Source organism: Stenotrophomonas sp. TWI602 (assembly GCF_039674045.1).
Lineage (GTDB): Bacteria > Pseudomonadota > Gammaproteobacteria > Xanthomonadales > Xanthomonadaceae > Stenotrophomonas.
In genome coordinates this window covers 1-26,412 of sequence record NZ_JBDJMT010000020.1, presented here as the reverse complement: position 1 = coordinate 26,412, position 26,412 = coordinate 1, and the positions used below count along the sequence as shown (strand labels likewise).

Annotated in this window: 19 protein-coding genes; 10 read left to right on the top strand and 9 right to left on the bottom strand. The window is 68.0% G+C overall.

Going from position 1 to position 26,412, the window contains the following annotated elements:
* Positions 1-3: 3 nt before the first annotated feature.
* Positions 4-1,140: an efflux RND transporter periplasmic adaptor subunit gene (locus ABE483_RS15435; protein ID WP_313219638.1), complete on the bottom strand. Its 1,137-nt coding sequence runs from the start codon at positions 1,138-1,140 to the stop codon at positions 4-6.
* Between the two features lie 122 nt (positions 1,141-1,262).
* Between ABE483_RS15435 and ABE483_RS15430 the strand changes: the two genes are divergently transcribed.
* The 5 genes from ABE483_RS15430 to mgtE all read left to right on the top strand — a co-directional run bounded on the left by ABE483_RS15430 (position 1,263) and on the right by mgtE (position 6,754).
* Positions 1,263-1,928 carry a TetR/AcrR family transcriptional regulator gene (locus ABE483_RS15430; protein WP_346466055.1) on the top strand — a complete coding sequence of 222 codons (666 nt, stop codon included), beginning with the start codon at positions 1,263-1,265 and terminating at the stop codon, positions 1,926-1,928.
* A gap of 131 nt (positions 1,929-2,059) precedes the next feature.
* Complete coding sequence (locus ABE483_RS15425; RefSeq protein ID WP_313209149.1) at positions 2,060-2,707, top strand: protein-L-isoaspartate O-methyltransferase; 648 nt, start codon at positions 2,060-2,062, stop codon at positions 2,705-2,707.
* Between the two features lie 16 nt (positions 2,708-2,723).
* Positions 2,724-4,088: a TolC family outer membrane protein gene (locus ABE483_RS15420; RefSeq protein WP_121039628.1), complete on the top strand. Its 1,365-nt coding sequence runs from the start codon at positions 2,724-2,726 to the stop codon at positions 4,086-4,088.
* 458 nt (positions 4,089-4,546) lie between these two features.
* The gene (locus tag ABE483_RS15415; RefSeq protein WP_313209148.1) at positions 4,547-5,215 is read left to right on the top strand and encodes a hypothetical protein; all 669 of its coding nucleotides are present in this window, start codon (positions 4,547-4,549) and stop codon (positions 5,213-5,215) included.
* Between the two features lie 156 nt (positions 5,216-5,371).
* Positions 5,372-6,754: a magnesium transporter gene (mgtE, locus tag ABE483_RS15410; RefSeq protein WP_313209147.1), complete on the top strand. Its 1,383-nt coding sequence runs from the start codon at positions 5,372-5,374 to the stop codon at positions 6,752-6,754.
* A gap of 48 nt (positions 6,755-6,802) precedes the next feature.
* Here mgtE and waaA read toward each other — a convergent pair whose 3' ends face one another.
* Positions 6,803-8,101, bottom strand: coding sequence for a lipid IV(A) 3-deoxy-D-manno-octulosonic acid transferase (waaA, locus tag ABE483_RS15405; protein WP_313209146.1), 1,299 nt, complete (start codon positions 8,099-8,101; stop codon positions 6,803-6,805).
* 95 nt (positions 8,102-8,196) lie between these two features.
* Between waaA and ABE483_RS15400 the strand changes: the two genes are divergently transcribed.
* A complete protein-coding gene (locus ABE483_RS15400; RefSeq protein ID WP_313209145.1) occupies positions 8,197-9,117 on the top strand; it encodes an LpxL/LpxP family Kdo(2)-lipid IV(A) lauroyl/palmitoleoyl acyltransferase in 921 nt (306 codons plus the stop codon).
* Positions 9,118-9,363: 246 nt separating this feature from the next.
* On the opposite strand, the gene ABE483_RS15395 is transcribed toward ABE483_RS15400, so the two are convergent.
* From ABE483_RS15395 to ABE483_RS15380, 4 genes are all read right to left on the bottom strand, one after another.
* The gene (locus ABE483_RS15395) at positions 9,364-9,822 is read right to left on the bottom strand and encodes a transposase (RefSeq protein ID WP_346481976.1); all 459 of its coding nucleotides are present in this window, start codon (positions 9,820-9,822) and stop codon (positions 9,364-9,366) included.
* A gap of 107 nt (positions 9,823-9,929) precedes the next feature.
* The gene (locus tag ABE483_RS15390; protein ID WP_313219633.1) at positions 9,930-11,174 is read right to left on the bottom strand and encodes an O-antigen ligase family protein; all 1,245 of its coding nucleotides are present in this window, start codon (positions 11,172-11,174) and stop codon (positions 9,930-9,932) included.
* Between the two features lie 58 nt (positions 11,175-11,232).
* Positions 11,233-12,345 (bottom strand): glycosyltransferase, encoded by a 1,113-nt coding sequence (locus ABE483_RS15385; protein ID WP_313209142.1) that lies wholly within the window; start codon positions 12,343-12,345, stop codon positions 11,233-11,235.
* 15 nt (positions 12,346-12,360) lie between these two features.
* Positions 12,361-12,558 (bottom strand): zinc-finger domain-containing protein, encoded by a 198-nt coding sequence (locus ABE483_RS15380; RefSeq protein WP_019183790.1) that lies wholly within the window; start codon positions 12,556-12,558, stop codon positions 12,361-12,363.
* A gap of 387 nt (positions 12,559-12,945) precedes the next feature.
* On the opposite strand from ABE483_RS15380, the gene ABE483_RS15375 reads away from it, so the two are divergent.
* The gene (locus ABE483_RS15375; RefSeq protein WP_346481975.1) at positions 12,946-16,296 is read left to right on the top strand and encodes a GH92 family glycosyl hydrolase; all 3,351 of its coding nucleotides are present in this window, start codon (positions 12,946-12,948) and stop codon (positions 16,294-16,296) included.
* Complete coding sequence (locus tag ABE483_RS15370) at positions 16,293-16,991, top strand: basic secretory protein-like protein (protein WP_346481974.1); 699 nt, start codon at positions 16,293-16,295, stop codon at positions 16,989-16,991. The genes ABE483_RS15375 and ABE483_RS15370 overlap by 4 nt, the downstream gene beginning before the upstream one ends.
* A gap of 619 nt (positions 16,992-17,610) precedes the next feature.
* Here the strand turns inward: ABE483_RS15370 and ABE483_RS15365 are convergent.
* Both ABE483_RS15365 and ABE483_RS15360 read right to left on the bottom strand, forming a co-directional pair.
* Entirely contained in the window at positions 17,611-19,902 is a 2,292-nt protein-coding gene (locus ABE483_RS15365; protein ID WP_121039652.1) for an NADP-dependent malic enzyme, read from the bottom strand.
* Between the two features lie 199 nt (positions 19,903-20,101).
* On the bottom strand, positions 20,102-21,451 hold the full coding sequence (locus ABE483_RS15360; RefSeq protein WP_121039654.1) for a dicarboxylate/amino acid:cation symporter: 1,350 nt from the start codon (positions 21,449-21,451) through the stop codon (positions 20,102-20,104).
* 261 nt (positions 21,452-21,712) lie between these two features.
* On the opposite strand from ABE483_RS15360, the gene ABE483_RS15355 reads away from it, so the two are divergent.
* Positions 21,713-22,879 (top strand): porin, encoded by a 1,167-nt coding sequence (locus ABE483_RS15355; protein WP_346481973.1) that lies wholly within the window; start codon positions 21,713-21,715, stop codon positions 22,877-22,879.
* Positions 22,880-22,954: 75 nt separating this feature from the next.
* Positions 22,955-25,600, top strand: a complete 2,646-nt coding sequence (locus ABE483_RS15350; protein WP_346481972.1) for a PAS-domain containing protein — start codon at positions 22,955-22,957, stop codon at positions 25,598-25,600.
* Positions 25,601-25,610: 10 nt separating this feature from the next.
* On the opposite strand, the gene ABE483_RS15345 is transcribed toward ABE483_RS15350, so the two are convergent.
* On the bottom strand, positions 25,611-26,261 hold the full coding sequence (locus tag ABE483_RS15345; RefSeq protein WP_313209137.1) for a response regulator transcription factor: 651 nt from the start codon (positions 26,259-26,261) through the stop codon (positions 25,611-25,613).
* Positions 26,262-26,412: the final 151 nt, after the last annotated feature.

The window sequence follows — 26,412 nt, the reverse complement described above, 5'->3', positions numbered from 1 at the left end:
GGATCAGTTCCCCTTGCCGGCAGCAGGCGCGGCAGGCTTGGCCGCCGGTGCCTGCACCGGGCGGTTCTGACGATCCACCGCGGTCACCGGCTGGCCCTCGCGCAGCAGATGGCCGCCGGCAGCCACCACCCAGTCGTTCGCGCTCACCCCGCTCAGCACCGGAACGGAGTCGACGCCATACGCCCCGACCGTCACCGGCGTGGCTTTCAACGTGCGCTTGGCCGGATCGACCACCCACACGCTGCTGCGCCCATCGGCACCGCGCTGCACCGCCGCCAGCGGCAACTGCAGCGTGCCCTGGCGACCGGCCGCGGCGAACACGCGCGCGCTCTGGCCCAGCTCGACCTCGGTCAAGGCTTCCGGTGCGAGGCTGACGCGGGTGGCATAGGTACGTCCTTGGGCATCGGCGGCCGGGGCGATCTCACGGATCGTGCCGGCCAGCAGCTGGCCCGGGCGGTTCCACAGTTCCACCTGCACCGGCTGGCCCACCTGGTAATCACGGATGTTGCTTTCCGGCAGGGCGATCACGACTTCGCGGCCGCCATCGGCGGCCAGGGTGAACACGGTCTGCCCGGCGCTGACCACCTGCCCGGCTTCGGCCTGGCGGCTGGCGATCACGCCATCGGCGGGCGCACGCAACTGGGCGTACTCGGCCTGGTTGCGGGCCACGGCCAGATTGGCGCGGGCGGCATTGGCCTGGCCCTGCGCCGCCTTGAAGGCAGCGGTCTGGCTGTCGAGTGCGGACTGGCTGACCAGTTGCTGCTCGGCCAGCGTGGCGTAGCGCTTCTGGTCATCGCGGGCGCGGATCAGATCGGCTTCGGCGGCCGCGAGCTGCGCCTGCGAGGCACTGGCCTGTGAGGCGTAGTCGGCGGCGTCCAGCTCGGCCAGCAGCTGGCCCTTGCGCACGCGCTGGCCGGCATCGACATGGCGCTTGATCAGGTTGCCCCCGACGCGGAACGACAGTGGGCTTTCCTCGCGGGCGCGGATCTCACCGGGATAGGCAGCCACTTCCTGGCCGGTCACAGTGCCCGGGTGGACCACCAGCACCGGCATCGGCGCGACCGGCTCGGCGTCCTGCTTGCCACATGCTGCCAGCGCGATCGCCAGCAACCCACCACCCATCCATCGCATGTTTTTCATGAGGTCCTGGACCTGAAAAGTAACCCGGGAAAAGCCGCTGGAGACACACTGTTCCAGCTGCTTCAATATTGAACCAGCCGGTATAGTATAAATATCGAACCGATTGGTCTAGTATTGATTGGATGACTGATCCGACCTCCTCCACATCGCCCTCCAAGCCGGCCGCCAAGGCCGCCGGGCCGGGGCGCCCGAAGGATCTGGGTAAGCGCGCGGCCATTCTGGAAGCCGCTAAATCGCTGTTTGTCGACCAGGGCTACAACGGGGTGAGCATGGACAGCATCGCCGCCCAGGCTGGCGTATCGAAGCTGACCGTTTACAGCCATTTCGGCGATAAAGAGACCCTTTTCACCGAAGCTGTGCAGTCCAAGTGCGTCGAGATGCTGCCTGACGAACTGTTCGTCACCGACATCGAAGGCCCGCTGCGCGACCAGCTGATGGGCATCGGCCACGCCTTCTTCAGCCTGATCACCTCCGATGCGGCCGTCGCGGTGCAGCGGGTGATGATGTCCCCGGATACCGATGACCGGATCCGCGAGATGTTCTGGCTGGCCGGCCCGCAGCGGACCACCGACGCGCTCGCTGACTTCCTGCGCGCCCGCACCGCCCGCGGCGAACTGGAGATCACCGACTGCCAGACCGCCGCCCTCCAGTTCCTGACCTTGATCAAGGGCGAGCTGCATACGCATATGATGTGCGGGTTGCGGCCGGCCCCGGCCGAGTGCGATGCCGACGCCCACGTGTGCGCCAGCGTCGACTTTTTCCTGCGGGCGTATGCCCGGCGGCACTAAACTGAATGGACCGGAGGTCGCGGTGACTTCCGGCACTGCGACCCCGGCGCGACGGCAGCGATGCTTTCAGCGCGCCGCCGGCTCCCGGCACCGGTAAAATGGCCGGCCCACTGCGCTGGATATAGAACCTCATGACGATCGATTACTCCCACGCCCGCGAACTGATGGTTGAACAGCAGATCCGCCCCTGGGATGTGCTGGAAATCCGCGTGCTCGATGTACTGGCACGCTTGCCGCGGGAGGCGTTCGTCGCTGAATCGCACCGGGCCCTGGCTTACGCCGATATCGAGCTGCCGCTGGGCAACGGCCAGAAGATGATGAAGCCGGTCATCGAAGGCCGCACGCTGCAGGCGCTGGATCTGCAGCCGGGCGATGAAGTCCTGGAAATCGGCACCGGCAGCGGCTACCTGAGCGCCTGCATGGGCGAACTGGCCCGCGAAGTCCTGAGCCTGGAAATCGATGCCGACCTGGCCACCACCGCGCGCGCGCGTCTGGACGCTGCCGGCCTGGGCAACAACGTCCGCATCGAAACCGCCGACGCCCTGACCTGGGACACCGAGCGCCGCTTCGATGCGATCTGCGTCACCGGCGCGGTGGATGTCATCCCGTCACGTTTCGCCCAGTGGCTGCGTCCCGGCGGTCGACTGTTCGTGATCCGTGGCCGGTCGCCGGTCATGGAAGCGGTGCTGGTCAAGGCGGACGGCACCACTGAATCGCTGTTCGAAACCGATATCGACTACCTGCGCGGTGCCGCCCCGGCACCCCAGTTCCAACTCTGAGTCCAAGGAAGCCGCAATGATCCGCCGATCCCTCGCCTTTGCGCTGGCCGCCGCCCTGCTGCCGATGACCGCCTCTGCCGCCGACCTGCTGCAGGTCTACGAAATGGCGCGCAACGGCGATCCGCAGCTGTCGGCTGCCGAGTCGACCCGTCTGTACGACAAGGAAGGCGCTGTGCAGGCGCGTGCCGCCCTGCTGCCGCAGCTCAACGGCGAGGCCTCGCTCAACCGCAGCCGCACCAACCCGAACCATGATCTGACCTCCAGCTCGTTCACCACCAAGAGCCGGAACTACACGATCAACGGCAGCCAGACCGTCTTCAACTTCACCCAGTTCGCCAACCTGCGTTCGCAGCGCGAACTGAGCCGCGCAGCGGATTTCACCCTGGATTCGGCCAACGACGACCTGATCGTGCGCACCTCGGCGGCGTACTTCAACGTGCTGGTGGGCATTGAATCGCTGTCGGCCGCGCAGACCAACGAAGCCGCTGCCAAGAAGCAGTTCGACTTCGCCGACAAGCGCCTGGAAGTGGGCCTGGCGCCGATCACCGACGTGCACGAAGCCCGCGCCCAGTACGACCAGGCGCGCGCCAACACGATCATCGCGCAGAACACCTTGGCCGACGCCTACCAGGCGCTGACCGAACTGACCGGCCAGCCGGTCACCGACCTGCGCGCCCTGCCGGCCGATTTCCGTCCGGAGCTGCCGGCCAAGTACGCCACCATCGATACGCTGGTGAACGAGGCCGTTGCGCAGAACCCGGCGCTGAAGGCGCAGGAACTGAAGGTCAACGCTGCCGAATCCGGCGTCTCGGCCGCCCGCGGCGCGCACTACCCGACCCTGTCGCTGGGTGCCACCGCCGGCAAGTCGGCCAGCTGGGGTGATGTGGTCGGCGACGGCGGCAGCAGCTTCAGCCCGGACCGCCGCACCAACAGCGTCGGCCTGACCTTGAACGTGCCGATCTTCTCCGGCGGCGCCACCCAGTCCGGCGTGCGCCAGGCCCTGGCCCAGCGTGATATCGCCCAGGACGGCTACGAGCAGCAGAAGCGCGCGCTGGATCGCAACACGCGCAATGCCTACCAGACCCTGGTGGCCGGCATCAGCGAAGTGGAAGCGCGTCGCCTGGCCGTCGTGTCGGCACAGAGCGCCTATGACGCCTCGCAGGTCGGCCTGGAAGTCGGTACGCGTACCGTGCTGGATGTGATCCAGAACCAGCGCATCCTGTTCTCCGCGCAGCTGGACTACGCCAACGCCCGCTACACCTTCCTGCAGAACCGTCTGCAGCTGGGCCAGGCGGTCGGCACGTTGGACATCGCCGAACTGCAGGACATCAATCGCCTGCTGACCCAGAAGGCGGCCACGCCGAGCACCACCGTCAACTGATCGACGGCACAGCGCGTGACAGAAAACCACCCGCATGCGGGTGGTTTTTTTATGCGTGCACGGGGTTGATTCCGACACCTCGCGCGCGTCACACACGCGATCACTGCCGTGGCGATTTCATCGCGTAATGCCTACCCGCGCACAGTCTCCACCGTGAACCGGTCCACAGTCCGGTACGTGTCGTTGAAAATGGCTTGACCCCTCGGCATGGGCCGACTATGGTCCGCCCCGCACCACCTTCCCTTTCCCTCCAGAGGCCCCCTCCTTGGACAGTCATAGTCGATCTCGTTGCTGCTCCTGAGCCGACGGACCCACTGACCCCAAGGTCGGTTCCGTCCGCACAGGACGGGGCCCACCGGCGCAGCTGACACGCTCGCCCGCCTCGCATCATCCGTATCGCCGTTCCACCGACCCCAAGAAGGGTGCCGCTGGCGTTTCCGTTTGCCTGGAGATTGCCCATGCACGTTTTCCGTGTGTTCGCCCTGCCGCTCGTGGCCGTGGCGATGCTTCCGTTCGACACCCGCGCCGCCGCCAGCCTGATGGTGGATGACGCCTCGATCACCGATGCCGGTCGCTGCCAGCTGGAAAGCTGGGGCCGCCATACCGATGCCGGGGCGGAGTGGACCGCCGTGCCGGCCTGCACCTTCGCCGATACCGAGTGGTCGCTCGGCGTGAGCCATCAACATGCTGCTTCGTCCACGCAATGGGCGCTGGGTGCCAAGCGCGTGCTGCGCGACATCGACCAGCGCCGTTGGGGCCTGGCGCTCAGTGCGGGCGTCGGCAGCGACTGGCGTCACCTGCGTGGCGATGACTGGGGCATCAACGCGCCCCTGACCCTCGCCCTTGGCGCAAGCGATCGCACGCTGCTGCACCTCAACCTGGGCTGGGCCCGCACGGCCGGCGCACGCGGCCGCACCGAGGGCATCGGCCTGGAAATCGTCACCGCCCCACACTGGTCGCTGCTGGCCGAAACCGCGCGTGACGTCACACGCCAGCGCAGCAGTCAATTCGGCGTCCGCCACGAACTCTGGCGCGGCGCCAGCGTGGATCTGCTGGCCGGTCGTGTGCATCACCAGCGCGATGGCCACTGGATCACGCTCGGCTTCAATCTGGCCTCTGCACCGTAACGCCCTGCGTGCCGACTGACGGCACCGACCGACCGGACCGCGTGCGCCTCCGCACACGGCCCATGCACCCACCGATACCTGCCCCGCTCGAGCCCTGCCCGCGCGTCGGCCTTGTGTACCTCAGCGCACTGCGCTGCTTTTTGCTGGAGAACCACCATGAACCGCGAAGACCTCCTGTTCTCGATCCGCACCCTCTCGCTTTCCCTCGACACGGCCGGCTTTGTCAGCATCGCCTCGGCCACGCATCCCTCCGACCTGGTCGATGCGCTCGATGCGCTGAGCGTGGACAAGACACTCCCCTTGCTGATGATGCTCGACCCGCAGGCACGCGCCGAGCTGTTCGCGCACTTCACCGAGATACGCCAGGATCAGCTGCTGGCCGCGATGCCGCGCGAGGCGGTGGTGCAGCTGTTCGAACACATGCCCTCGGATGACCGCGCCGATCTGTACAACCGGCTCGGCGATGATGCCAAGCAGAAACTGCTGCCGGCACTGACCAAAGTCGAGCGCGACGACATCCTCAAGATGGCGTCCTATCCCGAAGGCACGGTCGGCTCGGCGACGACGTCCGATTATGTGTGGGTGTCACCGGAGATGACCGTCGCGCAGGCGCTGGCCCATATCCGCGCCACTGCGCTGCACAGCGAGACGGTGAACATCCTGTTCGTGCTCGACCACACGCTGCGGCTGCGCGGCACGGTGGCCCTGCGTGATCTGGTGTTGGCCAACGAGAACCGCACGGTCGCCTCGATCATGCATGAGCAGCCGGTCGCCGCAAAGGCGCACTGGCCCAGGCTGCAGGCCGCCGAACTGATCCGTCGCTACGATCTGCTCGCGCTGCCGGTGACCAATGGAGGGGACCGCATGATCGGTATCGTCACCGTGGACGATGCGATGGACATCGAGAAGGAACAGGATGCCTCGCAGCTGGCCCGCTTTGGCGGCACGGCCAGCGGAAACGGGAACGATCTTGATGTGCGCAGCACGCCGCTGAAGCAGATGTTCCGGGTACGTGTGTTCTGGCTGGCGATCCTGACCTGCTTCGGCATCGTCACCAGCACGTTTGTCGCCGCGCAGGAGGAGCTGCTGTCGCAGGTGATCGTGCTGGCCGCCTTCATCGCCCCGATCGTGGACATGGGCGGCAACACCGGCAGCCAGTCAGCCACGCTGGTGATCCGCAGCATGGCGCTGGGGGAACTGAAACTGAGCTGGCGCGATGTGTGGTTCGTGATCCAGCGCGAACTGCCGGTCGCGGCGGGGCTGGGCATCACCATCGCCGTACTCGAAGCGATCCTGGCCTACTTCAGCAAAGGCGTGGGCATGGACGTGCTGATGGTGGTGGGCTCGAGCATGCTGGTGTGCACCGCGTTGGGCGGCATCATCGGCGCACTGCTGCCCTTCGCCGCACGCCGCATCGGGGCGGATCCGGCCACGCTGTCGGCCCCGTTGATCACCTCGGTCATGGACCTGATCGGCGTGTTCATCTACTTCGGGTTCGCGTATGCCTTCCTGGGTGACCTGCTGGTCTCCGCGGGCTGATGGATCGGCAGGCCTGGTCGCCGCGCATGGCGGCCAGGCCGGTCTCGATCACGCCACCGGCGGCGGCAACTGCGGGGCGATCAGGGCCACGGTGCGCTTGAGCGCACCGCGGCCGTTGCTCACCAGCGCACACCCCGCGCGCGCCATGTCTTCGCGTGCCTGCGGATCGCGCAGCAGGGTCAGCAGTGCATCGCCGACACCGTTGGCATCCTCGGCGATCACCACCGCACCGGCTTCGCGCATGCGCCGGGAAATCTCGGCGAAGTTGTGCAGGTGCGGGCCGGTGACGGCGGCCGTGCCCATCGCCGCCGGCTCCAGCAGGTTGTGCCCGCCGATGGCCTGCAGGCTGCCGCCGACGAAGGCCACCTGCGCACAGCCGTAGAACGACATCAGCTCGCCGAGCGTGTCGATGACGAAGACATCCGTATCGGCCTGCGGCCACTGCTGCTGGCGGCGTGTCGCGACCTTCCAGCCCTGCTCGCGGGCCAGCGCTTCCACCCGCGGGAACCGCTCGGGATGCCGCGGCGCCCACAACAGCAGCAGCCCCGGCATCGCCTCGCGCAGGCGGCGGTGCAGATCGAGGGTGGCCTGCTCTTCGCCCTCGTGCGTGCTGGCGGCGATCCAGACCGGGCGCGTGGCGGGCACCAGATCATGGAAGCGCGCGATGAAGTCCTGCACGTTCGGCGTGGCGATGTCGAATTTCAGATTGCCCAGCGGCTGCACCTGGTCCGGGCGCGCCCCGAGCTGGATGAAGCGCTCGGCATCATCGGCCGACTGTGCGGCCACGCAGGTGACCGTGCGCAGTGCACGGCCGATCAGCGGCCGCAGCAGCCGATAGCCACGCAGCGAGCGCGCCGACAGTCGGGCATTGAGGATGTAGACCGGAATCCGGCGGTCGCGACAGCCGAACAGCAGGTTCGGCCACAGCTCGGTTTCCAGGATCAGCGCCAGGCTGGGCTTGAAGTGACCCAGGAAGCGGCCGACGCTGCCCGGCACGTCGTAGGGCAGGTACACGTGGTCGACCGCATCCCCCCATAGCGCGCGGACCCGTTCGGAGCCGGTCGGGGTGATGGTGGTGATCACCCAGCGGATGTCCGGGCGCAGCGCGCGCAGGGCATTCACCAGCGGCGCGGCGGCATTCACCTCGCCCACCGAGACCGCGTGCAGCCAGACCCGCGGCTGGCCGCTGGAGTGCGGATAGGAGGCATAGCGCTCATCCCAGCGCTGGAAGTACTCGCGCACCCGGAAGCCCCGCCAGACCAGGTGGTACACGGTGATCGGCAACAGCAGGTACAGCACGGCCGAGTACAGGCCGCGCAGGATCCATTCGACAGGGCTTTTACGCATGCGCAAAGGATACGGGAGCGGCGCGGGGAAGACACGCCGCGCCGCCGTGATGGCCGCGCCGGGACGCATCCGGGCGCATCCATTAGAATCGAGGCATGTCCGATAACGCTTCCACCGCCACCCGGCCGTCCCTGCGCAATCCGCGCCACTGGCCGACCTTCGCTTTCATGCTGGTCGCCTTCGCGATCGCCCGCCTGCCCTGGATGCTGCAGCGCGCGCTCGGCCGCGGCGTCGGCACGGTCGCCTACCGGCTGGCCAGCAGCCGTCGGCGTGCCGCCGAGGTCAACCTGAAGCTGTGCTTCCCCGAGAAGGACGACGCCTGGCGCCAGCGCCTGCTGCGCGACAGCTTCGACGCGCTGGGCGTGGGCATCTTTGAATTCGCCCGGGCCTGGTGGGGCAGCATCGACAGCATCCGCCCGCAGGTGCAGATCGAAGGGCTGGAGCACCTGCACCGCATGCAGGCGCAGGGCCGTGGCGTGCTGCTGGTCTCCGGCCACTTCATGACCTTGGAGATGTGCGGCCGCCTGTTGTGCGACCACGTGGAGCTGTCCGGCATGTACCGCAAGCACCGCAACCCGGTCTACGAATGGGCGGTGAAGTTCGGCCGCCTGCGCTACGCCAAGGCGATGTACGCCAACGAGGATATCCGCGCCACCGTGCGGCACCTGAAGAAGGGCGGCTTCCTCTGGTATGCCCCGGACCAGGACATGCGCGGCAAGGACACGGTGTTCGTGCCGTTCTTCGGCCACACCGCCTCGACCATCACCGCCACCCATCAGCTGGCCCGGATGACCGGCTGTGCGGTGATCCCGTATTTCCACCGTCGCGAAGGCGGGAAGTATTTCCTGAAGATCGGCGCACCGCTGGAGAATTTCCCCAGCGAGGATGTCGAGGCCGATACCGCCCGCGTCAACCAGGCCATCGAAGCGATGGTGCGCGAGGCGCCGGACCAGTACCTGTGGATCCACCGCCGGTTCAAGCGCCAGCCCGGTGGGCGGAGCGATTACTACCGGTAGAGCCACCCCATGGGTGGCTGCACGCCCCCCTCGGTAGAGCCACCCCATGGGTGGCTGCACGCCCCCCTCGGTAGAGCCACCCCATGGGTGGCTGCACGCCCCCCTCGGTAGAGCCACCCCATGGGTGGCTGCATGCCCCCCCTCGGTAGAGCCACCCCATGGGTGGCTGCACGCCCCCCCTCGGTAGAGCCACCCCATGGGTGGCTGCATGGTGCCAGACCGCGGGCAGCCACCCATGAGGCGGCTCTACGCTTCCATGGGCCACCGCGACCACGCGTGCGGGTACTCCCCCAGCGCACTGGCCAATCCCGTACGTATCGGGTTGGCGAGGATGTACAGCGCCTGACGGCGCAAGGATTGCTCATTTCTCACGGCGTGGTCGAAGTACCCGTGCTGCCAGAGCTTTCCCGTTCGCTGCCGACGCTCATTCAACAATCGGCTGCTGCGTGATTTGAACAGCAGCATGCAACGAGCCAAGGTGGCTTGCCGCAGTTGGATCAACCAATGCACGTGGTCCGGCATTACCACCCAAGCTAACGTGCAACTGACCCCGCAACGATCCATGTAACGCAGCGTGTCGATGATTACTTCTGCATTGAGGGGATCCTCGAACCACTTGCGCCTGTCGTGCGTGGTGGTGGTGGTGAGCGCGTAGCAATACCCTGGATGCGAGTATCGGCCGCGTTGGAGGCGTGGGCTGGCCATCGCACGAGGGTGCGTTGACCGGGGCGTGGAGCCCATCGGTGGATGGCGCGCGTGTGCGTCGGTATGTCCCCATGCCCGGGCCACAAGCAGCCACGCATGGCGTGGCTCTACCCGTCGTCGCGTGCCAACAGACTGCCCGCATACAGCGCGGCCAGCAGCAGCGTGAGGCCGCCCCAGAAGGTCGAGTAGAACGCCAGATGGGTATTGAGCGGGAACACCGTCACCGCCAGCGCGAGCATCGCCGGGCGCGCGCGCTCGCGGGCCTCGGGGGGTGCAAAACGCCACGCGCGCCACGCCTGGGCCACGGCCGCCAACCACAGCAGCAGGCCGAGGAGGCCGGTTTCGGCGAGGATCTCGAGCACGATCTGGTGCGCGTGCAGTGCTGGGCCGGCGCCCCACACTTCCTGGGCGGCCGGGTCCGGATTGCACGCGGGGTAAGCGTCGCGGAAACCACGCGCACCGACGCCGTTGATCGGATGCGCCTCGATCATGCAGGTTGCTGCGGCCCATATCTGGGCGCGGCCGGACAATGCCTGATTGACGCCGTCGTTCTCACCTTCCCACGCCATGGCGGTGCGCGCGACCCGGTCACCGACCTGCGGCACGCTCACGGTGAGGACGATCGCCGCCACCGCGCCGACCGCAACGCAGGCCAGCAGGCCGCGCACGCCGATCAGCCGCCAGCCGGAGAGCACCAGCACCAGGGCATAGGTCAGCCACGCCGCGCGCGAACCGGCCAAGACCAGCACGACCCCCACTGCGGCGGCCACCAGTGACCAGCCGAGAATGCCGGCACGCCGTGAGGCGGCGAACAACAGGAACGGCGAGAGGCTGGCCAGCACCTGGCCGAATTTGAGGTTGCACGGGCCGAGCACGCCGCTGAGGCGATCCACCGCCGCCATCTCCTGCGGTGAACACAACCCATGGCCGCTGACCGCCCACTTGAGCTGATCCATTGACCAGAACAGCGGGCTGCTGCCGACGATCGCCTGTGCCAGCGCATCCACCGTCCACAGCCCGGTGATCACCGCCAGCCCGCCCAGCGTCAGCGCGCGCCGCTGCGGAGTCGCCACGGCGATCGCCACCAGCCACATGAACGGCAGATAGCGCAGGCCGGCGGCCGCCTTGCGCCACGCAGTGCCGGGGTCGATCGCATCGAAGGCGGAAAATGCCTGCGGCAGCCAGTAACCCAGGAACAGGATGCTGGTCAGTGCCCACGCAGGACTGCTCAGCAGACGTTGCTTGCCCTGCAGGCGCAGCTGCACCATGCGCACCGCCGCGTACAGCGCGCCCAGCACCAGCACGCCCTCGGCGATGCCGGGCAGCGGCCACAACGCGACAAACGCAATCACCCACCACGGGGCCCAGCGGCCCGCACGGGAGCCCGGCGAACCGGGAAGGACGGTGGGCTCAGCCGATGAGGGAGGTATAGAGCTGGAGCGTGTCACGCTGCATGGCCTGCAAGGTAAACGGGATCCGCGTCGGCAGTGAGGGCGGCTGCAGCAGCAACTGCTGCGCGCGCGCCAGCAGTGCATCGGCGTCGCCCAAGGGTACCGCGCCGGAGGGTTGCAGCTGAGTCAACAACTCGCCGACGCCGCCATGGTTCCAGCCCAGCACGGGGCGGCCCACCGACAGCGCTTCGACCACGGTGCGGCCAAACGCTTCGGCCTTGTCCGAGAGCTGCAGCACCAGATCACTGGCCGCATAGGCCTGCGCGATGCGCGAGGTCGGCGCGGTCATCAGCACGGCATCGAACACACCCAGGCTGCGCGCCTGGGCGTCCAGTTCGGCGACATAGGATTCGCGGCCCGGCTCGCGCGTGCCCGGCATCCACAGCTTGGCCGGCACGCCGGCGGCATGTAGTCCTGCCAGCAGGCTCAGCGCGTGGCGATGCCCTTTCAGGCGGGTGCCACGGCCAGGCAGCAACAGCAACGGTGCCTCGCCGGCCAGCGCGGGATGCTGCTCGGCCACGGCCAGGCGCGCACGCCGATCCTGCCGGCCCACGCGCGGGAACTGCGCGACATCGACACCACGGGGTATCACCTGCAGGCGCTCGGCCGGCACGCTGGGGTAGTGCGCGCGCACGAACTCACGCACGCTGTTGGACACGCAGATCACGCGCTCGCCGCTGGTCATCACCGCGCTGTAGCGACCAGGCGAGTTGAGCCCGTGCACGGTGGTGACCCAATGTGGGCGTGTCGCCGCCGGCAGATTGCGCACGGCGTACAGGCCCAGCCAGGCCGGCAGCCGCGAGCGCGCATGCACGATGTCCGCGCCCACCTCGTTGAACAGGTTGCGCAGGGTCAGCACATGGCGCAGCGTCAGCAGCGATTTGCGGCCGATATCCAGGGTCAGGTGTTCGGCGCCACTGGCGAGCAACGGCTCGACCAGGCGCCCACCGGCGGACACGACGATGGCCCGGTGGCCGGCGGCAACCAGGGCGGAGGCGATCTCAAGGGTGGAGCGTTCGACCCCGCCGGAGTGCAGCGCCGGCAGCAGCTGCACCACGGTCAGTCGGCGCACAGTGTGGTCCGCGGATCAGTCGGCGAGCACGAACACGGCGCCGCAGTACGGGCACGCGGCCTCGCAGTTGGGCTCGTCTTCGATCGGCAGGTACACGCGCGGGTGCGAGTTCCACAGCGCCATTTCCGGCGTCGGGCAGCTCAGCGGCAGGTCGCTGCGGTGCACGGTGTAACGCTTCTCGGCATTGGCGGGCGCGGTGGCGGTATGGCTCATGGCGTGGACACACAAAGGGGGTTGCGAGACCGCCGATTCTAGCATCTGGCGGCCGCCGAAGGCCGCTGCACCCCGCCGGGCACGGCGCGGAGCCGATCACGGCATCCTAGCGGCCACCGGTGTTTTTAAATCGATCCAAATTCATTGTCAACAATGGGCGTTGAAACGAATTTGCCGGATTTAGATCGAACTAATTTCACTTGTCAGGGCCAGTTGTCGTGATGCAGGATCGTCCGGGTACCGATCATCGACCCGATCGCCTGCCCGCCCCCCACCGGACATGCATCGCCTCTTTCCTGCCGTCTGCCGACGGCTGGGGCGACGCCGTCCGCCGTGGCCATCGATGCGGGTCCTGCCTGCCGCCTGCCCTTCCCGGGAGACCCTTGCATGACCCTGTCCGACCTGCGCCCCGCCCGCCGCGCCCTTCCCCTCGCCTTGGCCCTGGCCTGCGCCTCGATCGCCCTGCCGGCTGCCGCGCAGGGCCTGCAGACCTCGTTCGAGCCGGGTCAGCCCGCCCCGGCCGCCGGCGACGGCGCGCTGCAGGTGCGGATCGGCACCGGGCCGGTGGCGCCCTATGCCGCCAAACCCGGCGTCGGCTACAGCGGCCTGCATGCGCTGCAGTACGCCAGCGCCGGCGGCCACGCGCGCCGCCAGCTGTTCACGACCGACCTGGCCATCGACGCCGATACCACCCTGTCCTGGCTGGTGCTGCCCGAGATCGTCGGCAAGGACACCGTCGCCTCGACCTACGTCTCGCTCGATCTGGTGCTCGACGACGGTAGCCGCGTCTCGGCCAGCACCGCACGTGATCACCACGGCGTGGCGCTGGGTGCGCGTGCGCAGGGCGAATCGAAGACGCTGTACCCGCAGCAGTGGGCGCGCAAAGCCGTTCGCCTGGGCGATACCCCGGCCCTGCGCGGGCGTCGCGTGGTCGCGCTCGAGTTGGAGGTGGCCAGCGCCGACGGCGCACCGGTGGCCGGCTGGATCGACGATGTCCGCCTGGACGCGCAACCGCGCAGCACGCCGCAGCGTCCCTCCGACTGGGTGCTGACCACCCGCGGCACGCAGGCCAATGGCACCTTCTCGCGCGGCAACAATTTCCCGGCCACCGCCGTGCCGCACGGCTTCAATTTCTGGACGCCGGTGACCGACGCCGGCTCACTGACCTGGCTGTATCGCTGGAACGAGCAGAACGATACGGCCAACCGGCCCCGCCTGCAGGCGCTGGCGCTGAGCCACCAGCCCAGCCCGTGGATGGGCGACCGCCAGACCTTCCAGGTGATGCCGTCGGCGACCCGTGGCGTGCCCGAGGCCGACCGCAGCAAGCGTGCGCTGAGCTTCTCGCGCGACAATGAGCAGGCCCGCCCGTACCGCTATGACGTGCGCTTCGACAACGGCATCGCCGCCTCGATCGCACCGACCGACCACGCCGCGGTGTTCCGCTTCGCGTTCCCCGCAGGCGGTGATGCCAACCTGCTGTTCGACAACGTCGACGCGCGCGGCGGGCTGACGCTGGATGCCGCCACGCAGACACTCTCCGGCTATACCGACACGCGCAGCGGCCTGTCCACCGGCGCCACCCGCATGTATGTGGTGGCCAGTTTCGACCGCCCGTGGCGCAGCAGCGGCACGGTGAAGACCGGCCGCCCGACCGGCTACATCAAGTTCGATGCGGGTCCCGACCGTCGCGTCTCCATGCGCATCGCCACCTCGTTGATCTCTGTCGAGCAGGCCCGTCATAACCTCGCCCTGGAAGTGGCTGCTGCCGACGATGTGGATCGCGTGGCCGCGCGTGCGCAGGAGGCGTGGGACCAGCGCCTGGCCCGCTTCGATGTGGGCGATGCCAGTGACGACCAGAAGACCACCTTGTACTCCAACCTGTACCGCCTCTACCTCTACCCCAATTCCGGCCATGAAAACGCCGGCACCGCGGCGGCACCGGACTGGCGTTATGCCAGCCAGGCCAGCGCCTCGGATGAGAACACCGATGGCAGCGCCACGCGCAGCTTCGCGCCGGTGCGCGACGGCAAGGTGTACGTCAACAACGGCTTCTGGGATACCTTCCGCACCACCTGGCCGGCCTATGCGCTGTTCACCAAGGACGATGCCGGCGCGCTGGTGCAGGGTTTCCTGGAGCAGTACCGCGCCGGTGGGTGGGTCGCGCGCTGGTCCTCGCCCGGCTACGCCGACCTGATGGTGGGCACCAGTTCGGACGTGGCCTTCGCCGATGCGTGGCTGAAGGGCATCGGTGGCTTCGACCCGCAGGAGGCCTACGCTGCCGCGCTGAAGAACGCGACCGTGGTGCCACCGGACCGACACGTCGGGCGCAAGGGCATGGACCGTTCCACGTTCCGTGGCTATGCCACCGCCGATGTGCACGAGGGCATGTCGTGGACGATGGAAGGCGCACTCAACGATTTCGGCGTGGCCAACATGGCCGAGGCCCTGGCCAAGCAGGCCGATACGCCGGCCGCGCGCGAACGCTACGCCACCGAGGCCGACTACTTCCGCCACCGTGCCGGCACCTACGCCACGTTGTTCGATCCCGCCGCAGGCTTCTTCCAGGGTCGCAAACCAGATGGTAGCTGGCGCCTGGACGCCAAGGACTATGACCCGCGCGTGTGGGGCCATGACTACACCGAATCCAACGGCTGGACGTTCGCTTTCACCGCCGCGCACGACGGCGAAGGCCTGGCGGCGCTGTACGGCGGGCGCGCGCAGCTGGCGGCCAAGCTGGACACGTTCTTCGCCACGCCGGAGACCGCCGACGCCGCGTTCTCCGGCTCCTACGGCGGCACCATCCATGAAATGACCGAAGCGCGCGATGTGCGCATGGGCATGTACGCGCACAGCAACCAGCCGGCGCACCACATTCCGTGGATGTACCTGTATGCCGGGCAGCCGTGGAAGACCCAGCAGCATGTGCGCGAAATCCTGTCGCGCCTGTACCTGGGCAGCGAGATCGGCCAGGGCTACCCGGGCGATGAGGACAACGGCGAGACCTCGGCGTGGTATCTGTTCGCCTCGCTGGGCATCTACCCGCTGCGCATGGGTGCACCGGAGTACGTGATCGGCTCGCCGCTGTTCCGCCATGCCCGCGTCGAGCTGCAGGGCGGCGCGGTACTGACCGTCAACGCACCGGAAAACTCGGACCGCAACATCTACGTGCAGTCGCTGAAGGTCAACGGCACGCCGTGGACCAAGACCTGGCTGCCGCACGAGTTGCTGGCCAAGGGCGCCACGCTGGACTTCGTCATGGGCCCGGAACCCTCGCGCTGGGGCACCGGCCCGGATGATGCACCGCGCTCGCTCACCGCGCGCGGCCAGCAGCCGGCCCTGCTGCATGATCTGCTGGGCGGTGGGGCCACCGCCCAGCTCGGCGATGGCCGCGCGGCGGAGGCCCTGATCGATGACGATGCGGCCACGGCACTGCCGTTGGGCGGCTCGAGCACGATCACCTTCAGCAACGTCGCCGCGGGCACGCCGTCGATGTACACGCTGACCAGCGGCAATGGCCCCATCCGCGGCGGTGAATGGACCCTGGAAGCGCGCACCACCGGTGGTCGCTGGGTGCAGGTCGACCAGCGCCGCGGCGAAGCCTTCGCCTGGGCGATGCAGACCCGACCGTTCCGCATCGCCCAGCCGGGCCGCTACGCCGAGTACCGGCTGCGCATCGGTGCACCGGGTCGCCTGCAGCTGGCGGAAGTCGAACTGCTCGCACCGGCGGCGGCGCGATGAGCACTGCCCTGCCGATCACCCGCTGCCTGCTGACCGCCCTGCTCGTCAGCGCCGGGCTCGCCGATGCGCACGCATTCGAGACCACGCAGACCCGCGAGGACGTGACCCTGCACTACCGCGACGCCAGCGATGCGCTGGCCGCGCCGGTCCGGGAGCGCATCATCGAGACCTTCTTCGGCGCGTATCTGCGCGAGCGCGCCGATTTCCATCCGGCCGCACCGACGCAGGTCGGCATCGTGATCGACCCGGCTTACGACGGCATCGCCTTTGTCGGCGAGAAGGCGCAGGCGGCGACGATCACGATCAATCCGGCCTGGCTGGCCAAGCACCCGGGTGACATCGATCTGGTCACGCATGAGGCGATGCACATCGTGCAGGGCTACCCGGAGTACGCCAATGCGCGTGTGCCGGGCTGGCTGGTGGAAGGCATCGCCGATTACGCGCGCAACCGCTACGGCAAGGACAACGCCGGGGCGGGCTGGGCATTGCCGACGCAGGTCAAACCGGAGCAGAACTTCGATACCGGCTACCGGGTCACCGGTGCGTTCCTGGCGTGGAGCGAGGCGCAGCACCCCGGGCTGGTGAAGGCGCTGGATGGCGCCCTGCGTGAGGGCCGTTATACGCCGGCGCTGTGGGAAACGCTCAGCGGTACATCGCTGCCGCGGTTGTGGGCGCAGTACGTGCGGACACGCTGATTGCTCCGCGGGCCTGATCGGCGTCTGCGAGGAGCCGGCCAGCGGCCGGCACTACCGGTGCCATCGGTGCCATCGGTGCCATCGGTCCCATCGGTCCCATCGGTCCCATCGGTGCCATCGGTCCCATCGGTGCCCATCGGTGCCCACGGTGCCCACAGGGCCATCGGTGCCATCGGTGCCCACGGGGCGATGGCAGGTAACGACGGTGGGTCGGTAGGCTTTCGTGGGTCAGCGCGCGCCGACCAAGCCGGCGTACAACGCGAACAACTGCTGGAAATACCGCTTCGTGCGTGGATCGCGCATGACACTGTTCCCGTGGCTGATCGTGGAGGAGCTGGTCGGGCCCAGGGTGGCGACGCCCCCACCGGAGCGCCACCACGGCCGGGCCGCGTGGGGGTATTGGGCGCTTGGGAGGTTGCAGAGCCATGACGTCTGTGCGGCGCGTGTGTGGCAGATGCACGTGCCACAGCGACCGCACGGCGAAGGCAAAAAGGGACCGTCGCGTCGTTCCTTTTACTGAGGCCTGCCGACCCACGGTCGGCAGCTACCCGTTTCGCAGCGCGAAACCAAAACGCGCCCCGAAGGGCGCGTTTTGGCAACTTGAGGTGGAAAGAACGCTTTAGGCGTTCTTCTCCGCCTCAAGCTGCTTGCGGATCTGCGCATCCACGGCCGCGATGGCGGTCATGTTGAGCACGCGGCGCGAGGTCGCGCTGGTGGTCAGGATGTGCACCGGCTTGGCCACGCCCATCAGGATCGGGCCGATCGCCACGCCGTCGGTGAACACGCGCACCAGGTTGTAGGCGATGTTGGCCGCTTCCAGGTTGGGCAGCACGAACAGGTTGGCACGGCCCTTGAGCGTGCTGTTGGGCAGCAGCTTCTGGCGCAGGGCTTCATCCCATGCGGTATCGCCCTGCATTTCGCCATCCACGTTCAAGCGCGGGTTGCGCTTGAGCAGCATCTCGCGGACCGCCCGCATCTTCAGCGCGTCCTTGGAGTCGTGGCTGCCGAAGTTGGAGTGCGACAGCAGCGCCACCTTCGGTTCGATGCCGAACAGCTTCATGCGATAAGCCGCCTGCAGCGTCGCTTCGGTGATCTGCTCGGCGGTCGGGTCTTCCTGCACGTGGGTATCCACGAAGAAGAACACGCCCTGCTGGTTGATCACGCCGGTCATCGCCGAGGTGGAGGTCACCTTGGCTTCCAGCGGCAGCACGCTGCGCACGTAGCCAAGCTTCTTGTGGAAGCGGCCGACCACGCCGGTCAGCATCGCATCGGCTTCGCCACGCGCCACCATCACTGCCGCGATCAGGGTCGGGCGCGAGCGCATCAGGTTCTTGGCGGCGGCCACGGTCACACCGCGACGGCCGGTGAGGTTGTGGTAGTACTGCCAGTACTCGTTGAAGCGCGGATCGTCGTTGATGTTGGTGATGTCGAAATCGACACCGGCCTTCATGCGCAGGCCGAGGCGCTCGACCCGGGCCTCGATCACGTCCGGGCGGCCGATCAGGATCGGCTGCGCCAGGCCTTCATCGACCACGTTCTGCACCGCGCGCAGCACCACTTCTTCCTCGCCTTCGGCGTACACCACGCGCTGCTTGTCCGAGCGGGCGCGGTCGTAGACCGGCTTCATCATCAGGCTGGTGCGGTAGACGAACTGGGCCAGCTTCTCGCGGTAGGCGCCCATGTCGGCGACCGGACGGGTGGCTACACCGGAATCCATCGCGGCCTGCGCCACGGCAGCCGACAGCTCCACCAGCAGGCGGCGATCGAACGGACGCGGAATCAGGTAGTCACGGCCGAAGCTCGGGGTCTCATCGCCATAGGCCGAGCCCAGGTCGCTGGCCTCGCGGCGTGCCATCGCGGCGATCGCGTGCACGCAGGCGATCTTCATTTCTTCGTTGATCGCGGTCGCACCGACGTCCAGCGCACCGCGGAACAGGTACGGGAAGCACAGCACGTTGTTGATCTGGTTCGGGTAGTCCGAACGACCGGTACCGATCAGTGCGTCCGGGCGAACCGAACGGGCCACCTCCGGCATGATTTCCGGGGTCGGGTTGGCCAGGGCGAAGATCACCGGATCCTTGGCCATGGTCTTGACCATGTCCGCGGTCAGGATGCCCGGGGCCGACAGGCCCAGGAAGATGTCCGCACCATCGACGATCTCGGCCAGCGTGCGCTTGTCGGTATCACGCGCGTAACGCGCCTTCTCCGGGTCCAGATCGGTGCGGCCGGTGTGGATCACGCCGTCGCGGTCGAAGGCCAGGATGTTCTCTTTCTTCAGGCCCAGCGAGACCAGCATGTTGACGCAGGAGATACCCGCTGCGCCCATGCCGGTGGTGGCCAGCTTCACGTCTTCGATCTTCTTGCCGGTGACGAGCATGGCGTTGAGCACGGCCGCGCCGACGATGATCGCGGTGCCGTGCTGGTCGTCATGGAACACCGGGATGTTCATGCGCTCGCGCAGCTTGCGCTCCACGATGAAGCACTCCGGCGCCTTGATGTCTTCCAGGTTGATGCCGCCGAAGGTCGGTTCCAGCGAGGCGATGATGTCGACCAGCTTGTCCGGGTCGTTCTCATCGATCTCGATGTCGAACACATCGATGCCGGCGAACTTCTGGAACAGCACGCCCTTGCCTTCCATCACCGGCTTGCCGGCCAGCGGGCCGATGTTGCCCAGGCCGAGCACGGCGGTGCCATTGGAGATCACGGCGACAAGATTGCCGCGGGCGGTCAGTTCACTGGCCTGCTGCGGGTCGGCCATGATCGCCTCGCAGGCGTGTGCCACGCCCGGGGAGTACGCCAACGACAGATCGCGCTGGGTCAACATCGGCTTGGTCGCGGTGACCTTGATCTTGCCGGGCGGCGAGAGCCGGTGATAGTCGAGGGCTGCCTGTTTGAAATCTTCGTTGGACATCGCTTTCTGCAGATGAATGGGCGAGAGGAACAGGGGATCATACCCCCGTTGGCGTGGACGGACCTGTCGCTACGCTGTCGCGGTCATGCTGCAACCGCACATATTCCAGCGCCGCGCACCGGGCCTTCAAAATAAAACATGGCCGCGACGCCCCGGCAGGAACGGCACGACCATGCACCACACAATCAGGTCATCGGGCTCAGTGCGCCGGGGCCGGCAGCGTGTCCGGCAGGTCGGCGACGACCAGCGGCGGCAGCTCGGCTTCGCGGCCGTCCAGCACCATCGCCAGGCGGTCGCGATCCAGCGCGTTCTCCCAGCGCGAGACCACCACGGTGGCCACCGCATTGCCGATGAAGTTGGTCAGCGAGCGGCATTCGCTCATGAAGCGGTCCACCCCCAGGATCAGCGCCATGCCGGCCACCGGCACTTCCGGCACCACGGCCAGGGTGGCGGCCAGGGTGATGAAGCCGGCCCCGGTGACGCCGGCGGCGCCCTTGGAGCTGAGCATCGCCACCAGCAGCAGGGCGATCTGGTGGCCCAGGGTCAGCTCGGTATTGGTCGCCTGGGCGATGAACAGCGCCGCCAGGGTCATGTAGATGTTGGTGCCGTCCAGGTTGAACGAGTAGCCGGTCGGGACCACCAGGCCCACCACGGACTTGCTGCAGCCGGCCTTTTCCATCTTCTCCATCAGCGAGGGCAGCGCCGATTCCGAGGAGGAGGTGCCCAGCACCAGCAGCAGCTCGGCCTTGAGGTAGCGGGCCAGCTTGAACACCGAGAACCCGCACAGGCGGCAGACCACGCCCAGGATCACCGCCACGAACAGGAAGGCGGTCAGGTAGAACGAGCCGACCAGCCAGGCCAGGTTGACCAGCGAGCCGACCCCGTATTTGCCGATGGTGAAGGCGATCGCGCCGAACGCACCGATCGGAGCCGCCTTCATCAGGATGTGGACCAGGCGGAACACCGGGGCGGTCAGCGCTTCCAGGAAGGTCAGCACCGGGCGGCCCTTGGCGCCGGTCAGGGCCAGCGCGATGCCGAACAGCACCGCCACGAACAGCACCTGCAGGATGTTGCCTTCGACGAAGGCGCTGACCAGGGTGGCCGGGATGATGTCCAGCGCGAAGCCGACCAGGGTCAGCTCATGCGACTTCTGCACATAGCCGTTGACGGCGGTCTGGTCCAGATCGGCCGGGTTGATGTTCATCCCCGCGCCCGGCTGCACCACGTGCGCCACCACCATGCCCACGATCAGGGCCAGCGTGGAGAAGAACAGGAAGTAGGCCATCGATTTGGCGAAGACCCGGCCCACGGTGCGCAGGTGGGTCATGCCGGCGATGCCGGTGACGATGGTCAGGAAGATCACCGGGGCGATGATCATCTTCACCAGCTTGATGAAGGCGTCGCCCAGCGGCTTGAGCGATTCGGCGAAGGCCGGCTCGTAATGGCCGAGGATGGCACCGAGAACGATCGCCACCACGACCTGGAAATACAGTTGGCGGTAGAACGGCAGCGGCTTGGCCGCCAGCGGGGCGGTGGTGGGAACGTGCATGGAAAGCTCCGGCAGTGTCACGAAGGATGCCGGCCGCGCTGGGCGGCATCTGGCGTGGCCTTTTTACGCCCGCATCTCGCCAACGCAGATAACCTATTGGTACTAGCCCCCCGGTTCAGCTGGCCGGACTGCCTACACTGCCCCGGCACCGCGCCCCCACGGCGGCGGGTGGCCCGGCAGCGGATCAGGGGGAGAGACCCACAGATTTGCCGTCCGCGGCCGTTGTTGTTCTGCCCCACCCTTATCTAGCAGCTACCGCCCATGCGCCCTACGCCCCTGTTCATCGCCCTGGCCCTGACCACCGCCCCGCTCGCCGCCACCGCGGCCGACTGGGACAACTGGCCGACCAAGACCACCTTCAGTGACGGTACCGAGCTGGCAGCCACGGCCAACATTGCCTACGACCTCAACGACTTCTCCGACGGCAGTGGCATCGAAGATGCCGACGCCGTGCGCCGCAAGGAGTTCGGCGCGACCCTGAAGAAGAAAGGCGTGTACGACGCCATGGTCTATTACGACTTCCAGGCCGACACCTGGCTGGATGTGTTCGTGCGCTTCGAAAGCAAGGCCTTCTTCGGCAGCGACATCGGCCGCTTCCGCTTCGGCTACATGAAGACCCCGGTCGGCCTGGATGCCGGCACCTCCTCGCGCGCCGGCAGCTTCCTGGAAACGGCCCTGCCCGTGCAGGCGTTCTACGAAGGCCGCCGCACCGGTGCCGAATGGGTGCTGGAGCGCCCGCAGTACCTGTTGCAGGCCGGCGCCTATGGCGGCAAGGACCTGCAGGGCGACAACCCCGGCACCACCCAGGCCGTGCGCGGCGTGTGGACTCCGGTCAAGGCCGCAGGCGACGTGGTCCACCTGGGCCTGGCCTATTCGCAGGAAAACCCGCGCGGCTACCGCGATGGCCGTGATGTCTCGCATGCCGCCAGCGCGCGCCTGCGTGCGCGTCCGGAAGCCGGCCTGACCGACATCCGCCTGGTCGACTCCGGTGCCCTGACCACCGCCGACAAGATCGTGCGCACCGGACTGGAAGGCATCTGGATCCGCGGCCCGTTCTCGCTGCAGGGCGAAGCGCTGCAGACCACGGTCAGCCGTGAGGGCAAGCCGGATTACACCGGCAACGGCCAGTACGCGATGGCCAGCTGGATCCTGACCGGCGAATCGCGCCCGTACAACGCCGGTGCCGTGGCCAACGTCAAGCCGGCCCACGACTACGGCGCGGTGGAGCTGGTGACCCGCTACAGCCGTATCGATCTGGACGATGCCGACGTGTTCGGCGGCCGCCAGCATGATTGGACCATCGGCGCCAACTGGTACCTGACCTCGCACTTCAAGTTCCAGGCGAACTACGTCAAGGTCGATGCCAGCCGGCGCGGCGTGCGCAGCCAGCCGGAAATCTTCGAACTGCGCGCGCAGATGCACTTCTGAGCCCTGCGCCGCCGACCGCAACCGGCGCGGCGGGCGTGCACACCACGCCCGCCGCGCGATCGTAGACTGCCGCCCATGTACTGGCTCGGCCGCCACCGCACCCTGCTGTTGACCCTGCTGGTGATGATCGGCGGCACCTTGCTGTGCGCGGCCGCGGCCGGCCACTACGCCTGGCGCCGCGCGCTGGCCGCCGAGAGCGGCCAGGTGCAGCGCCAGCTGGAGCTGTACGCGCAAGGCTTGCAGCAGCGCATCGACCGCTTCGGCACGCTGCCGCAGGTGCTGGCGCTGGACCCGGACCTGCGCGGGGCGCTGCAGCGGCGCCCCGATGCCGCCGCCCGCCAGCGGCTGAACCTGAAACTGCAGCGCGCCAACCAGGTCACCCGCGCCTCCACCCTGACCCTGGTCGGGCGTAACGGCGTGGCCGTGGCCGCCAGCAACTGGGACCAGGCCAGCAGCAACGTCGGCGAGGACTACAGCTACCGCCCCTACTACCGCCAGGCGCTGGCCACCGGCCACGGCCGGTTCTACGGCATCGGCATGACCACCGGCGTGCCCGGCTACTACCTGTCGCAGGCGATCGAGGAAGACGGCGCGCGCATCGGCGTGGTGGTGATCAAGATCGAACTGGCCGCGCTGGAGCAGGAATGGCTGACCAGCCCGGACGTGGTGCTGGCCAGTGACGAGCACGATGTGGTGTTCCTGGCCAACCGCGACGCCTGGCGCTACCGGCTGCTGCGCCCGCTGGGCGCCGCCGAACGCCGCGAGATGCTCGACAGCCGCCAGTACGCGGACCGCTCGCTGCAACCGCTGCGGGTACGCACCGGCAGCGTGCTGGACGATGGCGGCCGGATGGTCCACCTGCTTGATCCTGTGCTGCCGGGCGAGATGCTCTGGCAGACTCTGGCACTGCCCGAGGAGCAGTGGAACCTGCACCTGCTGCACGATGCCGGCGCTGCCACCAGCGCCGGGCGCAGTGCCGCCATCGGCGGCGGTGCGGCATGGCTGGCACTGGGCTTCCTGGTGTTGTTCATCCAGCAGCGGCGGCGCCTGGCCGCCCATCGCCAGCGCAGCCGGCGTGAGCTGGAAAGCGTACTCAAACAGCATGCGCAGGAGCTGCGTACCGCGCAGGACGGTGTACTGCAGGCCGCCCAGCAGGCCGACAGCGGTCTCAGCCGCAGCCTGGCCCACCTGCCGCAGGGCGTGGTGGTGATCGACAACGAGCAGAGGCTGGTGGCGTGGAACGCGCGCTATCTGGAGCTGTTCCGGTTTCCGTCCGGCCTGATCCAGGTCGGGCGGCCGATCGAAGAGATTTTCCGCTTCAACGCGCGCCGTGGCCTGCTCGGGCCCGGGCCGATCGAAGAAGCGATCGAGCGTCGCCTCAACCATCTGCGCAGCGGCCGCCCGCACATGCGCGAGAGCGAGAAGGACGACGGCACCGTGCTGGAAATACGCGGTAATCCCCTGCCCGACGGCGGCTTCGTGACCAGCTATGCAGACATCACCAGCTACAAGAACACCGCGCGCGAGCTGCGCTCGCTGGCCGATGCCCTGGAGCATCGCGTGGCCGAGCGCACCCGCGATCTGGACGAAGCACGGCGCGAGGCCGAGCGCGCCAACCGCTACAAATCACGATTCGTGGCCTCGGCGGTGCACGACCTGCTGCAGCCGCTCAACGCGGCGCGCATGTTCGTCTCGGTGTTGCGCGGCAAGCTGGGCGGCGATGCGCGGGAATTGAGCGAGCATGTCGATGCCGCACTGGCCGCGCAGGATTCCATCCTCAACAGCCTGCTGGACATCTCGCGGCTGGAGTCCGGCACGTTGCAGACCCACGTGCATGCCTTCGCGCTGTCGCCGCTGCTGGAAACGCTGGCGCGCGAATTCGGCATTGCCGCCGAAGGCCGTGGTCTGCAGCTGGACTGGGTGGACACCTGCGCGGTGGTGGTGAGCGACGAAGCCCTGCTGCGCCGCATCCTGCAGAACTTCCTCTCCAACGCGCTGCGCTACACCCCGCGCGGCCGCGTGCTCATTGGCTGCCGGCGCGCCGGCGATCAGCTGCGTATCGAAGTGCACGATCAGGGCCCCGGCATTCCCGAGAGCCTGCAGCGCGAGATCTTCGAAGAGTTCCGCCGCCTGGATGACGGCGTGGACCAGGAGCGCGGCGCCGGGCTGGGCCTGGCGATTGTCGAGCGCATCGGCCGCCTGCTGGGGCACCGCATCCACCTGCGTTCCACCCTGGGCAGCGGCAGCGTGTTCGCGGTGGACGTACCGCTGGGCGCCGCCGCCGACGTACCCCTTCCCGCCGCCGCCCCGGTGCCGAACGCCGAGCCGGGCGACGACAGCCCGCTGCGCGGCTGCCGGGTTTGGAGCATCGACGACGACCCGCGCGTATGCGCGGCTACCCGCGCGCTGCTGGAACGCTGGGGATGCACGGTGGCGCTGGCCGATGGCCCGCAGCCGGCGCTGGAGATCGCCTCGGCCTTCAACCCGCCGCAGTTGCTGCTGCTGGACGTGCGCATGGGCCAGTGGCACGGCCCGGACCTGTACGAAGCACTGTGCACGCTGTGGCAGGCACGCCCACCGGTGATCCTGGTCACCGCCGAGCGCGACGATGCGTTGAAGGCGCAGGCGATGGAGAATGGCTGGGGCTTCCTGTCCAAGCCGGTACGCCCACCGGCGTTGCGGGCGCTGATGACACAACTGCTGGTGCGGCATCGCAGCTGAGGTTGAGCCTCTACAGTCCGGCGCCGGCATCCCCTTCCGGCTCCAGCGCTTTCACCAGCACCGCCGCCTGCGTTCGGCTGTGGCACTCGAGCTTCTTCAGGATGGCGGTGACGTGCACCTTGACCGTGTTCTCGGCCAGGCCCAGTTCGTAGGCGATCTGCTTGTTGAGCAGGCCGTCGGCCAGGCTCAGCAGCACGCGGAACTGCTGCGGGGTGAGCTGGGCGAGGCGCGCGGCCAGCAGGGCATCGGATTCAGAACGTTGCGCAGCCATTGCCGGGAACCACACGCCGCCGTCGAGCACGGCGGCCACGGCCTGGCCGATGGTCTCGGCCGGCGCCGACTTGGGAATGAAGCCGGCCGCGCCGAACTGCTGCGCACGCCGGATCACCCGCGGGTGGTCGTTGGAGGACACGATCACCACCGGCACATCCGGATGCGCGCCGCGTACATGCAGCAGCGAGGAGAACCCGCGTGCACCGGGCATGGTCAGATCGAGCAGGACCAGCTCGATCTCTGCATGCTGATCGAGCGCGCTCTCCAGCGTCGCGGCGCTGGCCACTTCGATCACATTGACCTGCGGCAGCGCCTGGCGCAGCGAATGCACGACCGCAGCACGCAGCAGGGGATGGTCGTCGGCGACCAGAACGGTGATGTCACTCATGGGGTCGATTGTAATGAGGTTGACGGCCAGCGGCCGTCACTACCGCTTCCTGGCGGCGCAGATGGAATGCGCGCGCAGCAGGGGCGGGGGGGGCCGCCCCCGCCCCGCCCCCCCCCCCGGCGGAGGGCCCCCCCCCCCGGCCCGCACAAGG

Excerpts from the sequence above, each read along its gene's own strand:
- ABE483_RS15435 (WP_313219638.1), bottom strand. The coding sequence starts at position 1,140 with ATGAAAAACATGCGATGGATGGGTGGTGGGTTGCTGGCGATCGCGCTG.
- ABE483_RS15430 (WP_346466055.1), top strand. The coding sequence starts at position 1,263 with ATGACTGATCCGACCTCCTCCACATCGCCCTCCAAGCCGGCCGCCAAG.
- ABE483_RS15425 (WP_313209149.1), top strand. The coding sequence starts at position 2,060 with ATGACGATCGATTACTCCCACGCCCGCGAACTGATGGTTGAACAGCAG.
- ABE483_RS15420 (WP_121039628.1), top strand. The coding sequence starts at position 2,724 with ATGATCCGCCGATCCCTCGCCTTTGCGCTGGCCGCCGCCCTGCTGCCG.
- ABE483_RS15415 (WP_313209148.1), top strand. The coding sequence starts at position 4,547 with ATGCACGTTTTCCGTGTGTTCGCCCTGCCGCTCGTGGCCGTGGCGATG.
- mgtE (WP_313209147.1), top strand. The coding sequence starts at position 5,372 with ATGAACCGCGAAGACCTCCTGTTCTCGATCCGCACCCTCTCGCTTTCC.
- waaA (WP_313209146.1), bottom strand. The coding sequence starts at position 8,101 with ATGCGTAAAAGCCCTGTCGAATGGATCCTGCGCGGCCTGTACTCGGCC.
- ABE483_RS15400 (WP_313209145.1), top strand. The coding sequence starts at position 8,197 with ATGTCCGATAACGCTTCCACCGCCACCCGGCCGTCCCTGCGCAATCCG.
- ABE483_RS15395 (WP_346481976.1), bottom strand. The coding sequence starts at position 9,822 with ATGGCCAGCCCACGCCTCCAACGCGGCCGATACTCGCATCCAGGGTAT.
- ABE483_RS15380 (WP_019183790.1), bottom strand. The coding sequence starts at position 12,558 with ATGAGCCATACCGCCACCGCGCCCGCCAATGCCGAGAAGCGTTACACC.
- ABE483_RS15375 (WP_346481975.1), top strand. The coding sequence starts at position 12,946 with ATGACCCTGTCCGACCTGCGCCCCGCCCGCCGCGCCCTTCCCCTCGCC.
- ABE483_RS15370 (WP_346481974.1), top strand. The coding sequence starts at position 16,293 with ATGAGCACTGCCCTGCCGATCACCCGCTGCCTGCTGACCGCCCTGCTC.
- ABE483_RS15365 (WP_121039652.1), bottom strand. The coding sequence starts at position 19,902 with ATGTCCAACGAAGATTTCAAACAGGCAGCCCTCGACTATCACCGGCTC.
- ABE483_RS15360 (WP_121039654.1), bottom strand. The coding sequence starts at position 21,451 with ATGCACGTTCCCACCACCGCCCCGCTGGCGGCCAAGCCGCTGCCGTTC.
- ABE483_RS15355 (WP_346481973.1), top strand. The coding sequence starts at position 21,713 with ATGCGCCCTACGCCCCTGTTCATCGCCCTGGCCCTGACCACCGCCCCG.
- ABE483_RS15350 (WP_346481972.1), top strand. The coding sequence starts at position 22,955 with ATGTACTGGCTCGGCCGCCACCGCACCCTGCTGTTGACCCTGCTGGTG.
- ABE483_RS15345 (WP_313209137.1), bottom strand. The coding sequence starts at position 26,261 with ATGAGTGACATCACCGTTCTGGTCGCCGACGACCATCCCCTGCTGCGT.